This is a genomic window from Pseudomonas zeae, from assembly GCF_014268485.2.
GTDB classification, from domain to species: domain Bacteria; phylum Pseudomonadota; class Gammaproteobacteria; order Pseudomonadales; family Pseudomonadaceae; genus Aquipseudomonas; species Aquipseudomonas neuropathica.
The window spans coordinates 6,311,528-6,326,731 of the sequence record NZ_CP077090.1; the positions used below are offsets into that span (position 1 = coordinate 6,311,528).

The 15,204-nt window shown below is 59.9% G+C and carries 9 protein-coding genes; 3 read left to right on the forward strand and 6 right to left on the reverse strand.

Annotated elements, in window-relative coordinates:
• Positions 1 to 17: 17 nt before the first annotated feature.
• Both HU754_RS27850 and HU754_RS27855 read right to left on the reverse strand, forming a co-directional pair.
• Positions 18 to 1,271, reverse strand: a complete 1,254-nt coding sequence (locus HU754_RS27850) for a serine hydroxymethyltransferase (protein ID WP_007913117.1) — start codon at positions 1,269 to 1,271, stop codon at positions 18 to 20.
• Between the two features lie 274 nt (positions 1,272 to 1,545).
• On the reverse strand, positions 1,546 to 2,274 hold the full coding sequence (locus HU754_RS27855) for a TraX family protein (protein ID WP_186619981.1): 729 nt from the start codon (positions 2,272 to 2,274) through the stop codon (positions 1,546 to 1,548).
• Positions 2,275 to 2,400: 126 nt separating this feature from the next.
• On the opposite strand from HU754_RS27855, the gene HU754_RS27860 reads away from it, so the two are divergent.
• Entirely contained in the window at positions 2,401 to 3,441 is a 1,041-nt protein-coding gene (locus HU754_RS27860) for a threonine aldolase family protein (protein ID WP_186619982.1), read from the forward strand.
• 203 nt (positions 3,442 to 3,644) lie between these two features.
• Positions 3,645 to 4,469 carry an SDR family oxidoreductase gene (locus HU754_RS27865; protein WP_186619983.1) on the forward strand — a complete coding sequence of 275 codons (825 nt, stop codon included), beginning with the start codon at positions 3,645 to 3,647 and terminating at the stop codon, positions 4,467 to 4,469.
• 209 nt (positions 4,470 to 4,678) lie between these two features.
• Here HU754_RS27865 and gbcB read toward each other — a convergent pair whose 3' ends face one another.
• Positions 4,679 to 5,779, reverse strand: a complete 1,101-nt coding sequence (gbcB, locus tag HU754_RS27870; RefSeq protein WP_093429907.1) for a glycine betaine monooxygenase reductase subunit — start codon at positions 5,777 to 5,779, stop codon at positions 4,679 to 4,681.
• A 297-nt stretch (positions 5,780 to 6,076) separates the two neighbouring features.
• Here gbcB and gbca point away from each other — a divergent pair, with 297 nt between their 5' ends.
• A complete protein-coding gene (gene gbca / locus HU754_RS27875) occupies positions 6,077 to 7,372 on the forward strand; it encodes a glycine betaine monooxygenase oxygenase subunit (RefSeq protein WP_093429906.1) in 1,296 nt (431 codons plus the stop codon).
• Positions 7,373 to 7,468: 96 nt separating this feature from the next.
• Here gbca and HU754_RS27880 read toward each other — a convergent pair whose 3' ends face one another.
• The 3 genes from HU754_RS27880 to HU754_RS27890 all read right to left on the reverse strand — a co-directional run bounded on the left by HU754_RS27880 (position 7,469) and on the right by HU754_RS27890 (position 14,223).
• The gene (locus HU754_RS27880) at positions 7,469 to 8,713 is read right to left on the reverse strand and encodes a metallophosphoesterase family protein (protein WP_116254353.1); all 1,245 of its coding nucleotides are present in this window, start codon (positions 8,711 to 8,713) and stop codon (positions 7,469 to 7,471) included.
• 24 nt (positions 8,714 to 8,737) lie between these two features.
• Positions 8,738 to 10,606, reverse strand: coding sequence for a c-type cytochrome (locus HU754_RS27885; protein ID WP_186619984.1), 1,869 nt, complete (start codon positions 10,604 to 10,606; stop codon positions 8,738 to 8,740).
• 164 nt (positions 10,607 to 10,770) lie between these two features.
• Positions 10,771 to 14,223 (reverse strand): GMC family oxidoreductase, encoded by a 3,453-nt coding sequence (locus HU754_RS27890; protein WP_186619985.1) that lies wholly within the window; start codon positions 14,221 to 14,223, stop codon positions 10,771 to 10,773.
• Positions 14,224 to 15,204 lie beyond the last annotated feature (981 nt).

The following is a 15,204-nucleotide window of genomic DNA, read 5'->3' on the forward strand; positions in this document are numbered from 1 at the left end:
CATTTACTCCAGAACGCTCAGCGATAAACCGGGAAGTCTGCGCACAGGGCCGACACTTGCTGGGCAACATTGGCCTCGACATCGGCATCACCGAGGTTGTCGAGGATGTCGCAAATCCAGCCAGCCAACACTTCGCACTGGGTCACCTTGAAGCCGCGAGTTGTCACGGCCGGGGTGCCGATGCGCAGGCCCGAGGTCACGAACGGCGATTGCGGGTCGTTCGGCACGGCGTTCTTGTTGACGGTGATGTGCGCGCGGCCAAGGGCGGCGTCGGCGTCTTTGCCGGTCAGGCCCTGACGGATCAGGCTGACCAGGAACAAGTGGTTGTCGGTGCCGCCGGACACTACATCGTAGCCACGTTTGATAAACACGCTGGCCATCGCCTGAGCGTTGTCGATCACTTGTTGCTGATATGCCTTGAAGCCGGGCTCCAGCGCTTCCTTGAAGCACACGGCTTTACCGGCGATGACGTGCATCAGCGGGCCGCCCTGGGCGCCGGGGAACACGGCAGCGTTGAGCTTCTTCTCGATCTCTTCGTTGGACTTGGCCAGGATCAGCCCGCCACGTGGACCGCGCAGGGTTTTGTGCGTGGTGGTGGTGACCACGTCGGCGTACGGCAGTGGGTTCGGGTACAGACCGGCGGCGACCAGACCGGCAACGTGGGCCATGTCGACAAACAGCAGCGCACCGACCTTGTCAGCGATCTGACGGAAGCGCGGGAAGTCCAGCGTCTTCGAGTAAGCGGAGAAACCGGCGACGATCATTTTCGGCTTGGACTCGACGGCCAGACGCTCGACTTCGTCGTAATCGATCAGCCCGGTGTCGGTGTTGATGCCGTACTGCACGGCGTTGTAGAGCTTGCCCGAAGACGACACCTTGGCGCCGTGGGTCAGGTGCCCGCCGTGGGCCAGGCTCATGCCGAGGATGGTGTCGCCCGGCTGGATCAGCGCCAGGTACACGGCGCTGTTGGCCGAAGAACCGGAGTGCGGCTGGACGTTGGCGTAATCGGCGCCGAACAGTTGCTTGGCGCGTTCGATGGCCAGCGCTTCGACTTTATCCACATGCTCGCAGCCACCGTAGTAGCGCTTGCCCGGATAACCTTCGGCGTATTTGTTGGTCAGGCCGCTGCCTTGCGCTTGCATGACGCGTTTGCTGGTGTAGTTCTCCGACGCGATCAGCTCGATGTGATCTTCCTGACGTTGCTCCTCGGCATTCATCGCCGCCAGCAGTGCATCGTCGTAACCCTGGATCTGGTCTTGCTTGCTGAACATCGCGTCTCTCCCAGCGGCATCTGTGCGCCATTCGTCTCGGTAAGGCACTGGCATTGAAGGCAGTGCCCTTTGATGCCGATGGTATGACCGGCGCAGACAGCTCAAATGCCTGCGCGCGCCACGCAAAGGTGCGTTTACGACATGGCTGGAAATGGCTTATTCGAAACGCCGTAGATCCCCTGTGGGAGCGAGCCTGCTCGCGAAAGCGGTCGGTCAGCCAACTTCTATGTTGGATGTGCCGGCCTCTTCGCGAGCAGGCTCGCTCCCACAGGTGTCAGGTGTATGCCGCGCGGATGGCGAGCAGCAGGAGGAAATGTGCGGGATAGAATGCATACGCCCAACGGCGCATGGGGGGTGGCTGGAGATGTCGCACATGTCGCACATGTCGCATATGTCGCAACAGGAACATTCCGAGCATTGGCGCAAACAGACAGGTGGCAATGCCAAGAATGGCGACGCTACTGCCGAACCTCGCCGAGTCGTACAGGACTTGCCATTGGTTGGCCGCCAAACACACCAACCCCGGCAGCAGGCTGAAATACCACGGCCGGCGAAATACCAGCAGCATCGCCAGCGGCAACAGAATCCCGAACAAGCCGAACATCAGTCGTTCCGGAAACATGGCGGCCAGCACCAGCGCAGCAACACCGAGCAATCGCGACATGGCCGATGGACCCTGCCACCCCCGCGCAACCAGCAGCCCAAGCGCCAGCGTCGGCATCACGTTCAACGTATCGGGATCAGGAATGTACATTCGGTAGGGAATTTCACTGACTGCACTGAACAGCAACAACCAGCCCAGATACCGCCACTCCATCCTCCGCGACCCGTCGCGCGCCAGATTCGCCGCCATCGCCAGGCAAAACCACGGAAACGCCAGCCGCCCAGGCACATACAGCCAATCGGCGGAGAACCCGGCATATCGCAGGTGATCGAGCAACATGCACAGGAGCGCCAGCCACTTGAGCAGATCCAGTGCGCCGTCGCGTTTGCTCAGGTGCATAATCGTCCTACAAACTGGTAATTTCCTGAACGTGACATCCCGTGTGCTCCCCGGAAGATCTTCGGTAAAGTGCGCACCCTCATTGACCACGAGCCTTCACAAGAGTCTCGACCACGGAAGCCGGCCATGACCGACAAGAGCCAACAATTCGCCAGCGACAACTATTCCGGAATCTGCCCTGAAGCCTGGGCTGCGATGGAACAGGCCAACCACGGCCACCAGCGCGCGTATGGCGACGATGAATGGACCGCACGCGCGGCCGACCATTTCCGCCAATTGTTTGAAACCGACTGCGAAGTGTTCTTCGCCTTCAACGGCACCGCCGCCAACTCGCTGGCCCTGTCGTCGCTGTGCCAGAGTTACCACAGCGTGATCTGCTCGGAAACCGCCCACGTCGAAACCGACGAATGCGGCGCCCCGGAATTCTTCTCCAACGGCTCGAAACTGCTGATCGCTGGCACCGAAAACGGCAAGATCACCCCGCAATCGATCCGCGAAGTCGCGCTCAAGCGCCAGGACATCCATTACCCGAAACCGCGCGTTGTAACGCTGACCCAGGCCACTGAAGTCGGCAGCGTCTACACCCCGGAAGAAGTCCGCGCCATCAGCGCCACCTGCAAAGAGCTGGGTCTGCACCTGCACATGGACGGCGCGCGGTTCTCCAACGCCTGCGCCTTCCTCGGCTGCTCGCCGGCGGATCTGACCTGGAAGGCCGGCGTCGATGTACTGTGCTTTGGCGGCACCAAGAACGGCATGGCCGTGGGTGAAGCGATCCTGTTCTTCAACCACAAACTGGCCGAAGACTTCGATTACCGCTGCAAACAGGCCGGGCAACTGGCGTCGAAAATGCGTTTCCTCTCGGCACCCTGGGTCGGCATTCTCGAAAACGGCGCCTGGCTGAAATACGCCCGCCACGCCAACCACTGCGCGCAATTGCTGGCCGAGCTGGTCAGCGACATTCCAGGCGTGGAACTGATGTTCCCGGTGCAGGCCAACGGCGTGTTCCTGCAACTGTCGGAACCGGCCATCGCCGCGCTGACCACGAAGAACTGGCGCTTCTACACCTTCATCGGCAAGGGCGGCGCGCGCTTCATGTGCTCCTGGGACACCGAAGAAGAACGCGTCCGCGAACTGGCTCGCGACATCCGCGAAGTCATGTCCGCCTGATAGACCCCCTCCCCTGTGGGAGCGAGCCTGCTCGCGAAGAGGCCGTGTCAAACAACACAGATGTTGAATGACACACCGCTTTCGCGAGCAGGCTCGCTCCCACAAAAACTCGCCCACTCAGCCCTCCTCGTTCGCACCTGAAGACTTGGTCTACATTGTCTGTCGAGCCCTCCGCTCACATAACAATAAGCAGGAGCATCGGCATGTCGTTACAAGGCAAAACCCTGTTCATCACCGGCGCCAGCCGTGGCATTGGCCGTGAGATTGCGCTGCGGGCCGCGAGGGACGGGGCCAATATCGTGATTGCGGCGAAGAGCGCCGAAGCCCACGCCAAGTTACCCGGGACCATTCACAGCGTCGCAGCGGAAGTCGAAGCAGCGGGCGGCAAGGCTTTGGCCCTGCAAGTCGATGTGCGTGATGAAGACGCCGTACGCCAGGCACTGGCTCAGGCCAACGAACATTTCGGCGGCATCGATGCACTGGTGAACAACGCCGGGGCGATCAAACTCACCGGTGTGCAACACATCGAGCTCAAACGCTTCGACCTGATGCACCAGATCAACACCCGCGCGGTGTTGCTGTGCAGCCAGGCCGCCCTGCCTTATCTGAAGAAATCTGCCGGGCACATTCTCAACCTGTCGCCACCGCTGAATCTGGCAAGCAAGTGGTTTGCCCAGTTCAGCCCTTACACCGTGACCAAATACGGCATGAGCATGCTGACGATCGGGATGAGCGAGGAATTTGCCAGTTACGGGATCAGTGTCAATTCGTTGTGGCCGCAGACGATGATTGCGACGGCGGCGATTGAATTTCAGCTGGGGAATCGGGAGTCGTTCAAGCAGGCGCGAACGCCAGCGATCATGGCGGATGCGGCGCATGTGATTCTGGATAGCAGCGGGCGGCAGATTACCGGGCGGTTGTTGATTGATGAGGATATTTTGCGGGAGAGCGGCGTTGGCGAGTTTGAGCATTACCGGTTTGAACCGGGGAGTAATGCGGCGTTGATGACGGATTTGTTTATCGACTGAAAAGCCCCTCACCCTAGCCCTCTCCCGGAGGGAGAGGGGACTGATTGGGAGATATTTGAGAATTACGCCGACGTGAAACTGCTTTACTGAATCCATAGTCGACTCGATCTTTCAGGTCGATGGTTCCCTCAAGACACCTCGGTCGGCCCCCTCTCCCTCTGGGAGAGGGCTGGGGTGAGGGGCATGCCGTACGCAAAAATTCGCCCCACTCAAAAATCGATTCGCACATCCCCTTTAGGCACACTGCAGCACGACAAGATAAACCCTTCAGCCTCGTCATCCTCGGTAATCCCGCCGTTGTGTTCCATCTCCACCTCGCCGCCCAGCTTCATCACCTTGCACGTGCCGCAAATCCCCATCCCGCACGCCTTCGGAATCATCAGCCCCAGCTTGGCCGCCGCCGCATGCACCGTCTCACCCGGTGCCACACGAATGCTCTTGCCAGACGAAGTGAATTCGACCTGATGCAAATCCGCTGCATCGATTTCCGGCGCATCGGCTGCCTGTTCGGCTTGCTCGACCGCATCGGCACGAGCTTCCGGTGGCGTAGCGCCGAAGGATTCCTCGTGATAACGCGACATGTCGTAACCGGCCACTTCCAGCAGGCGCTTGACCGCGTTCATGTACGGCGTCGGGCCGCAGCAGAACACTTCGCGCTCAAGGAAGTCGGGAACCATCAGCTCGAGCATCTTGTGATTGAGGTAGCCGCGATAGCCGGCCCACGGCTCGCCCAGCCCGTGCTTCTCGCAAATCAGGTGCAGGCTGAAGTTGTCGATCCGCGACGCCATGTGTTCCAGCTCGCGGTGGTAAATGATGTCTTTCGGCGAGCGCGCGCTGTGGATAAAGGTCATGTCGACGTTGGCGTTGGTGTCGTAGAACCAGCGCGCCATCGACATGCACGGCGTGATCCCGACGCCGCCGCTCAGGTACAGGACTTTCGGGCTCGGGAAATCGATGGCATTGAACAGCCCAACCGGCCCGTGCACCGCCAGCTCTTGCCCCTCATGAAGTGTGTCGTGCAACCAGTTGGAGACCTTGCCGCCCGGCACACGTTTGATCGTTACCGAAAAGCTGTACGGCACCGACGGCGAACTGGAGATCGTGTACGAACGCATGATCGGCTGGCCTTCGATTTCCAGCTCCAGGGTCACGAACTGCCCGGGTTTGAAGAAGAACAGAATCGGCTGGTCGGCCATAAAGCAGAAGGTGCGCACGTCCCAGGTTTCCTGGATGACTTTGACGCAACGGACGATGTGTCGGCCATTGGCCCAGGTCTGGGTGGTGACCGGATTCAGGAAGCTGTTGGACATGCTGTTCTCCACGGCCGACTGTCGGCCTCATGTCGGCGATTCTGCGTATAGCGTGAACCGTCCGTTTACCTATCCGCGACATCGGCATACTTATCGCGACCAGCCCCCAACCACCGGGGGTTGCGCGTCGGGAACAGATTGCACCATGTCGCCCATGGATAAGGTTCGCGGCAGCGCCGGCCCCACACTCGCCCCAACACCAATACAGATTCTTTACACCTTGCGTAGCAACCGTTAGCAGCACACCTGATCAGCCACTTTTCGCCGGCCACGCAGATGGCCATGAGGATCACATCGATGGACGTCACCGCAAAAATCAGCCTGGGCGATCCGCTGGAACCCGCACGCAAGGCCACCGCACAAATGCTCCAGGAGCGCGAGCGGACGTTCTCGCTACCACAACCGTTCTATAGCGACGAGCGGCTGTTCGATATCGACATGCAGGAGATCTTCCAGAAAGAGTGGTTGATCGCCGGCATGACCTGCGAGATCCCGGCCAAGGGCAACTACCTGACCCTGCAGGTCGGCAAAAACCCGATCATCGTCATTCGTGGCGCCGAGGGCGTGGTCCACGCCTTCCACAACGTCTGCCGCCATCGTGGCTCGCGCCTGTGCACCAGCGAAAAAGGCAAGGTTGCCAAACTGGTCTGCCACTACCACCAGTGGACCTATGAGCTGGACGGGCGCCTGCTGTTCGCCGGTACCGAAATGGGCGCCGACTTCGACATGAAGCAGTACGGCCTCAAACCGGTGAACGTGAAAACGGCCGGCGGCTACATTTTCATCAGCCTGGCCGAGAACCCGCCAGCCATCGATGACTTCCTGTCGACGCTGAACCATTACATGGAACCGTACGACATGGAGAACACCAAGGTGGCGATCACCACCACCTTGATGGAAAAGGCCAACTGGAAACTGGTGCTGGAAAACAACCGCGAGTGCTACCACTGCAACGCGTCGCACCCGGAACTGCTGAAAACCCTGCTGGAGTGGGACGACGTCACCGACCCGCGCGCCGATCAGGCGTTCAAGGATCACGTCGCCGCCTCCGCCGCTGCCTGGGAAGCCGAGAAGATTCCTTACGCCCACGCCAGCTTCGGCCTGCGCAACCGCATCGTGCGCATGCCGCTGCTCAAGGGCACCGTGTCGATGACCCTCGACGGCAAACAGGGCTGCGCGAAACTGATGGGCCGCATCAAGAACCCGGATCTGGGTTCGATGCGCATCCTGCACCTGCCGCACTCGTGGAACCACTGCATGGGCGACCACATCATCGTCTTCACCGTGTGGCCGATCAGCGCGCAGGAAACCATGGTTACCACCAAGTGGATCGTGCACAAGGACGCCGTTGAAGGCGTGGATTACGACGTCGACCGTATGCGCCAGGTGTGGGACGCGACCAACGATCAGGACCGTCGTCTGGCGGAAGAGAACCAGCGCGGGATCAACTCCACCGCCTACCAGCCCGGGCCTTACTCCAAGACTTATGAGTTTGGCGTGGTTAACTTCGTCGACTGGTACAGCGAGCGCCTGTTGAGCAACCTCGGCGCCGAGCCTGCGCCGTACCTAAAAGGTGTCCCGGTCCAAGGCTAAAAGCAAAAGCTTCGCGAGCAGGCTCACTCCTACAGGGGAACGCATTCCAATTGTAGGAGTGAGCCTGCTCGCGATGGCGTCATTACAATCGCTGCATCACTTCGATGACCACCTCACCGATCCATCCTCACCAATAAACTCCTCAAATATCTCCTCCCCCACCAACCTGATTTTTGCGTACCCGTTCAACACCCGCAGCGGATATGCCGGGTCCTTGGCATCCTGCGTCTCCGACCACAACACCCGCGAATGCCCGTCCAGCTCGCTGGCATTGCCATACGGAATCGCCCCGTGCCCGGCACAACGCGCATGCAAACCGCCCTGCTGCGCGTACACGATGCCGTTGTGTAGATGCCCCCAATACCAGTAATCCGGCTCGCGCCCCAGCGCATCGCACACCGGTTGATACAGCGCGGTCTTGTTGTGCCCGGAAATATCGAAGCCCTGATGATGGCTGAGCACCATGAGCTTTTTGCGTTTTGGCAGGCCTTTCATCCACGCGATCTGCGGCTCGTTCAAGGTGCCGTCCATGTACAGATTCATCGCGTCCGACGCATAGGCGGAATCCAGCCCGACCACCAACCAGTCATCATTGATCAGCGCAAAATAACTGGTGCCCTGCTGCCCCGGAAAACGCTTGGCCAGTTCCTTGAAATAGCCGTGGGCGCCGCTGTACATCTCGTGGTTGGAGTTGAGGGTGAATGAGCCATGGGTGCCCATTGGCCAACCGGCCATGTCGACGTCTTCCTGTGAATGGCTGCCGGCGTAATACACATCGCCGAGGTGAATGGTGAAATCCGCCTGAGCCAGTTGCATCTGATTGGCCACCGACACCGCCGGCGCATGGCTGTCGAACGGCCCGGTGCCCCAGTCGCCGGCAATCGCCAGGGTCACGTCGCGATCCATTTGCACCACCGCCGGGTCAGTACCGAAGGTCGCGTGATGGCGCAGGTTTTCGATCCACTTCAGCAGCGCCTCGCTCCACAGCAAATCGAGCAACTCCCACTTGCGACACCCGAGCAGCGTGCCGTCCTTCAGCACCCGGGTCGCCAGTTGATCGGGCGATTGCGGCAACGGTGCGGCGTTGCCGATGCGCAGGATCGACAGACCGTGGGACAGCTCCCAGGGTACGCTCGGTTCGTCGTCCGGCAACTCGCCGTTCTTCAGCACGTACTGCGCCTGATCATGTCCGCGTTGCAGCAGCTTGATGATCGCCTGAAACTCCTGCGGCTCCAGCTCGCTGATGAGTTTCATCCAGGCCATTTCCATGCGCGTGAACAAGCCGTGAATGCGCACTTTGACCTTGTCGTACTCGTGTTCCCAATGACTGACCAGTGACATGGCGTAATCCTCTTTCCGTAAGGTTCACAGGGTTTTCATGAATTCGATCAGCGCGCGTTTGTCGTCGTCCGACAGCGTCGTGCCGTACAGGTGGCCGCTGTTGTGATTGCCCTCCTGGCGCGTGTCGTATTTGAAGTCCGCCGAGGCTTTGGCCTGAGCGCCGCTGGTGACGAAACCGACGTTGACCGGGTCGTAAATATCCGAGCCGGTGATAAACACCTGCGGACGTTTTTCCGGCGGTTGCAGCAAGTCCCACAGGGTCGGCACTGAGCCGTTGTGCAGGTACGGCGCGCGCAACCAGACGCCGTCGGTGGGCGTGTTGCTGTAGCTCTGGGTCTTGCGGTAGGCGCCGAAATCGAACGGCGGTTTTTTGAAGGTGTGGAACGCGGCGACCAGCCCCGTGGTGAACGAGTCGAGCCGGTGCGGATCAGTGCCGAGCTGATCGATGTTGGTCGTGACCTGCCCGGTATCGGCGCGCCCGAAGTCATGACAAGCCGCGCAGTTAGCCTCCCAGATCGGTTTGCCCTGCGCGACTTTCGCTTGATCCAGCGCCCACGGCCACGCCGGTGCCTTGTGCCCGAGCAGCCAGTTGGTCACGCGATTGAAGCTCGGCGGCAGCACCGAGTCCGGCGTCGCGCCCACGGCCATCGCGGCGGCGTAGTTACGTTCGTGAATCTTGTTGTTATTGCCGTCCCAGTGCAGGTACATCGATTCGCGGGGTTTCTGGTTCCATACTTGCGGCAGGTCGACGGTGCCGATCGTCGAGTCATCCGGGAAGCCGAACACGACCATTTTCGTCGGATTGAAGGTGTCGGTGCGCCCCGGGCCTTGTTGCGGACGCAGCTTCTGCCAGGCGTAAGCCTGCTTCTGCTTGAGCAGTGCGCTTTTGGCCATCGGCATGATCAGGTAGCGGTTGTAGAGCTTCTCGAAGAAGCCCAACTGAAACTTGCTGTTGATCGCCGCCATCACCGCGTCGGTGGTGAATTTCGGATCGCTGGCGCAATCGTAAGCGAACCACTGGAAGGCTTGCAGTTGCAGGGTGTTGGCCGGCGCGCTGGGCACATTGACGGCGACGTCGCTGGCATTGGCGCGGTAGGAGCCGGTGTGGCACAGCGCGCAGTTCGGCTCTACCGTCGGGTAACCGATCTGCCGCTTGGCCATGCCGATCGGCAGGTCCTTGCCGTTTTCAAAGAGGAAGCCGAAAACCTCCCAGCCACCGGGTTTGGGCATTTTCTCCGGGCACATCTGCGGCAGCACGGCGAACAGGTAATACGGGATCCGTGCTTCGATGCCGAGGCCAATGGCGGCGTACTTGTAGTGATCTTCGTCGGAGGCGTATTCCTGCTCCGGCACCACGCGCAGCATCTGATACCAGGTCTCGTAACCGATGAAACCGAGTACCGCGACGACAATCAGCGTGCCAACCTTGAAGGTGTGACTCTGCCATTGCCGCTGCCACGCCGCGTGCCACTCGCGCCAGCCATCGCAAAGCAATGCCCAAGGGCGGTTCTCCGGCGCGGTGCCGAGGTAGAGCAGAATGCCGAGGATCAGGAAAAAGCTCAGATCGCCCATCAGCATTGGCACGAATACTGAGCCTTGAGAGCTGGTGTTGATCAGGTAGATCCAGAACACTACGGCGATCAACCGCGTCAGCACACAGAGCCAGGAATGCACCACGTAGCGCGGCGCGTTGAAACCCGACGGCATGTAAAACACGCTGATGCCGACCAGCAGCATCCCGGCGTTCTCCAGCCATGGGTCAGAGAGTTGCGGCGGCAGCCCGACCACCGATGTCAGCAAGCCCGGCGCGAACAGCGCGGGGATGGCGAACACCATGTTCATCGCAATGCCGATCCAGATGAAGCGTTGAAACCCGCGGATGTAGCTGTCCATGTCATCCATTTCCTTGTGCAGACCTGAGAGGTGTAGTGCCTGATGCACCGCTTTCGCGAGCAGGCTCGCTCCCACATTGGATTGGGGATGCCCACTGGTTTTGTGACTGGCACAAAACCCTGTGGGAGCGAGCCTGCTCGCGAAGCGGTCGCCTCGGTCTAACGTCAGCCGAGGGCTGTTTTCTCAAGGTGTTCAAGGATGATCGGGTAGACATCGACCACTGCGTTCTTGCCGAACATGCAGTCGATGTGGCCATAGCCCGGCACCACTTGTCGGCTGTAACGCTCTGGCCCGTGCATGTCGCACAAACGCTGGTAGGTCTTGAGGGTGCTTTCCGGCAGGTAACACTGGTTGTCGGCACCGCTGATGAAGCAGATCGGCATGGTCAGGCGATCAAAGTGCGGCATGTACACATCGTTGCCTTTGAAATCCACCAGGTGCCCTTTGCGCACGATCAGCGCCAGGTGCTCGAAGGTCTCGATATTCGACTCGCCGAACAACTCGTGCAGGTTGTCGTGCAGGGTTTCGTTGAGGGTGTCGTGGCGATACAGCGACGCGTACATGAAGGTGATGCGGTGGCACACCGGGTTGGTGCAATAACCCTGCGCCTCGATCCGCGCGTAGCCGTTGAGGGCCTTGTCGTAGAGTTTGTTGAACCAGTTTTCCTTGCTGTCGGCGTAAGCGGTCATCGACTTGATGCCGATCGCATCGAGCATCCCCGGCAGGTGCAATCCGGCCTTCAGCCCTGTGGCAGTGGCAACTACGGTGTCAGCGGCAATCTGCGAGCAGACCACCGAACGCACACCCTGCAAACCGGCGAGCAACGACATGAAGAAGGTCGTTGCGCCGTAGCAATGCACCACGCACTGCACGTCCTTGGCCTGGGTCTGCTGCTGAATCTGCGCGATGGCAGCCTTGAAATCGTATTGGGCAATCTGGTCGCCGTTCCACTCCTTCTTGCTCGCCGGCAGCAAAATGCTCACGCGGAAATCCAGCAACCACACGTCGTAATCGTGCTTGCACAGATATTCCAGCAGGTTCGTCTGGATGGTATCGGTGGAGAAGATATTCGAGCCGACGCCCAAACCATGCACCAGCATCACCGGACCTTTGCTCCCGGCCTGATACCGGGTCAGCCGCAATTCAACGCCGTCTTCTGTGGGGAAGAAATGCACCGCCGGCGTCGGCGCATCCAAGGGCCGTTTCAACCGTGGCGGCGCGTCGGGATTGAAGTAGATATCCCCGGCAAACACCCCGCCGTAACTTTCCCAGAGGATCCCGGCGAAGAACTTGCCGAACCGCGCCAAGCCTTCAATGCGCTCGCGCTCGTTGCGCGCATTGAGGACTTTCATGGTGGTCATCTGCTTGGCGAAATCGGTCGGATGAATATGCATCACCCCGGAACCGATCACTTCGCCGGTCTTGTCCGGCCCGCGATACAGCGTCACGTAAAGCGTGCTGGTGTCGTGCCAGATATTCAGCACGCCGTTGTCTTCCGGCACGGTTTTGAAGGCGCTGAAGAAATAGTCGTTACCGTCCTCGGCGGTCAGTCTCATGTCGTACTTCATGTGGCGCGTATCGACCTGTTGCTCGAATTGCTCGAACAGGTTGAACACGCCATTGCTGGCGGTCAGCGGTTGTGGCGACAGTGCCGGAGCATTCACCGTGCCGACAATGGTTGCCGCGTGCTCGGGCTCCTTGATCATGCGGTTGAGGTCGTTGGCGGTGATGGTCAGGGTGAAGTCGATCGGCGAATTGTCCGCCTCGCCGCGTTTGGCCGCTGCTTCGTAGACTTTCAGGTCGGTGCTTTGCGCCGCAGTGAAAGCCCGGGAGAAATAGCCCTTCATGGTTTCGGTGAACTGCACGCCGAGGGTTGGCGGTGCCACTGGTTTACGCGGTGCGGATGGCAGCGTGTAGTCGATCTGCCAGCCACGGTCGGCGGCAAGCAGGCCCATGTTGCGCTCACTCACCGCGGAGATGGTCAACAGCGGATTGACCGCCAGCGAGGTCGGAATCACCGCGCCATCGGTCACGTACAGGTTGGCGTAGACATCGCTGCCACTGGCACCGCTGAACACCTGCCCCTTGTGATTGACCACGCCTTGCGCCGCGTCTTCACCCATCACGCAACCGCCCAACGGGTGCACCGAGACGATGCTGTGCTTGAGCAGTTTGGTCCAGATCGGGTTCTCCACCCACACGCCACCCAGTGCCTTGGTGCTCTGCTGCAGACGTTCGTTGCCGAGCTTGAAGTTCTCCTGCTCGCCAACGCCCGGCCAGTCGATGCGCAGTTGATCCTTGCTGTCGAGGACCATCCGCCCCTGGCCGCTGTCATGGCTCATGATCAGGTAAGTCTGCATGTTGTGCAGTGCGCCGTAATACGGGCCGCGCAGAAAGCTTTCCGCTTCGCGCTCCTTGTATTTCACCTTGCCGCTGAAGCTGTCATCCGTGGCCACGCCAATCATCTCGGCAAACCCGGCCATGGCCGGCACCATCGGCCGGCCGAGCGCGCCGGGGATCGAGCCCTCCTCGATGACCATGCGGCTGCGCCAATCGCCCTCGGTGCGCATGTCGATCACCGAGGTGATGCACGGGCCGACCGGGTGCAGTTCCTTGGCCGGGTGCGCACCGAAACCGATGCCGTTGATGGTCTGCTCGCAGTTGTGGCCGAAGCCGAGGATGTCGCCGTTGCCGCTCATGTTCTCGCCGAGCTGGGCGGACATCACCACACCTTTGTCGCGCGTGCGCAGAAGAATTTCCGTGGAGCCGAGGGTGCCGGCGGAGACCACGACGATGTCGGCCTTCACGAACAACGTCGGCGCGCTGAACATCTCCCGCCCGCTGTCGAGGTACTGGAAGTGCACGATCCAGCCTTCACCATCACGCTCCAGGTGCCGCACTTCGGCCTGACAGAAAATCTCCGCGCCGTGATTCCAGGCGTCCGGCAGATAGTTCATCAGCGTGGTGTTCTTGGCCTTGTTGTTACAGCCCGAAACGCAGTCGCCGCACTGGTTGCACGGCAGTTGCTCGACGCCGACATGGTTGAGGTTGTTCGGCAGCTTGTCGAAGGTCACGTTGATCGGCGGCTTGTAGAAGTGCGCGCCTTGCTTGAGGTAATCCGCGGATTTCTTGTTGGCGTCGAGTTTGGGCAGGTTCGGCGCAGTGTTCGGGTAAGGATTGGGTTTGAGCATTTCCCGGGCGCGGGCATAACCGTCCTTGAGCAGCGTATCGCGGTGTTCACGCACCGCTTGCGGCCAGCGCGGATCATCGAATACGCCCGGCTCCGGTTCGAGGGCCACGTTGGCATTGATCAGCGACGTGCCGCCGAGGCCGCAACCGACCACGACGTTCTGCTGGGCATTCACATGTAAATCGAACAGCCCGGTGCGCGAGCCGATATGGCCATCCGGGTCATGCACCTGCAGTTCCTCGGTGGCGGCGATCATGGTGTTGGGGTATTCGCCGGGCTGGATTTCCCGACCGCGTTCGAGCAGGCACACACGTTTGCCGGCACGGGACAGGCGCGAGGCAGCAATGCCGCCGCCGTAGCCTGAACCAATGACAATCACATCGTAGTGTTCCTTGATCTCGCTGATGGGCGTTGCGATCCGTGTCATGAGGTGGTTCCTCTAATCAGGCAGATGGGGGCAACTCTGCGGTTGCCTGCAATCAATGGGCGGACGGGCACCTGGCCACCGGATCAAGTCCGGCGACAGCACAGCGGTCTGGCAGGTGGGGCGCGCTACAGGCGAGCGTGCTGATTGGCGGCGCGCCGTAGCGTGCGCTTGCGTGGCGAGGGCGGGGGGCGGTGCGGCTGACTATCCATCATGCGTTCTCCCAGAACCTGATGTGGATAAGTGACGGCTGTCCTTGTGCCATTGCAGTGAAGACAGCGCAGGAATCGAAGTCAAGGCAACGTCTTAGAACTGTATGAAATGTGATCAATTGCCGTTTGGACTATGCCGGACGGGGCTTGCGGGGTTTGACGAACAAGTTATCCACATAGCCACCCACAGCAAATGGGGGTAACTGTGGATGACTGGAAAAATAAACCGCTGATTTATCAAGAAAAATCGTGACTTATTCAGAAGAAGGGTTTGCGAGACGCATTGGTTGTTTTTTGATCACAAGCTTGAAAGCCACGTTTTTCATGGCTTTCAGAGGATGGCAAACACGTTATCCACAGAAGCACCAACAGAGATCGGGGGTAACTTTGCCTGTGCTGTGGAAAAGCGTTCCTGACTGTGTGAAATCGGGGTTTACGTGGGAGTTTTGCGTAGAAACAGATGATTTGATTGTTTTTTGATCGATCCTTCGCAGGCCACGTTTTGTATGGCTCGCAGCGGATAGCGAACATCTTATCCACAGAAGCGCCAACAGAGATTGGGGGCAACTTGTTCAGTTATTCAGGAGAAAAAGCCCAGAAAATCCGTGACTTAGGCTGGTTGTTTTTTGATCGGAGGGCTGTAGGGCTTGATTGGCGCGGGGTGCAGGGATGGGCGAACACGTTATCCACAGATCCGCCAACAGGGATTGTGGGTAAACCGCCTACCCTCATCGGAACGCCGCCCGCCTAGCCCTCTCCCAAAGAGAGAGGG

Bases quoted from the DNA above. Each gene is read 5' to 3' on its own strand.
- HU754_RS27885 (WP_186619984.1), bottom strand. From the start codon at position 10,606: ATGGACAGCTACATCCGCGGGTTTCAACGCTTCATCTGGATCGGCATT.
- gbca (WP_093429906.1), top strand. From the start codon at position 6,077: ATGGACGTCACCGCAAAAATCAGCCTGGGCGATCCGCTGGAACCCGCA.
- HU754_RS27855 (WP_186619981.1), bottom strand. From the start codon at position 2,274: ATGCACCTGAGCAAACGCGACGGCGCACTGGATCTGCTCAAGTGGCTG.
- HU754_RS27865 (WP_186619983.1), top strand. From the start codon at position 3,645: ATGTCGTTACAAGGCAAAACCCTGTTCATCACCGGCGCCAGCCGTGGC.
- HU754_RS27890 (WP_186619985.1), bottom strand. From the start codon at position 14,223: ATGACACGGATCGCAACGCCCATCAGCGAGATCAAGGAACACTACGAT.
- HU754_RS27850 (WP_007913117.1), bottom strand. From the start codon at position 1,271: ATGTTCAGCAAGCAAGACCAGATCCAGGGTTACGACGATGCACTGCTG.
- HU754_RS27880 (WP_116254353.1), bottom strand. From the start codon at position 8,713: ATGTCACTGGTCAGTCATTGGGAACACGAGTACGACAAGGTCAAAGTG.
- HU754_RS27860 (WP_186619982.1), top strand. From the start codon at position 2,401: ATGACCGACAAGAGCCAACAATTCGCCAGCGACAACTATTCCGGAATC.
- gbcB (WP_093429907.1), bottom strand. From the start codon at position 5,779: ATGTCCAACAGCTTCCTGAATCCGGTCACCACCCAGACCTGGGCCAAT.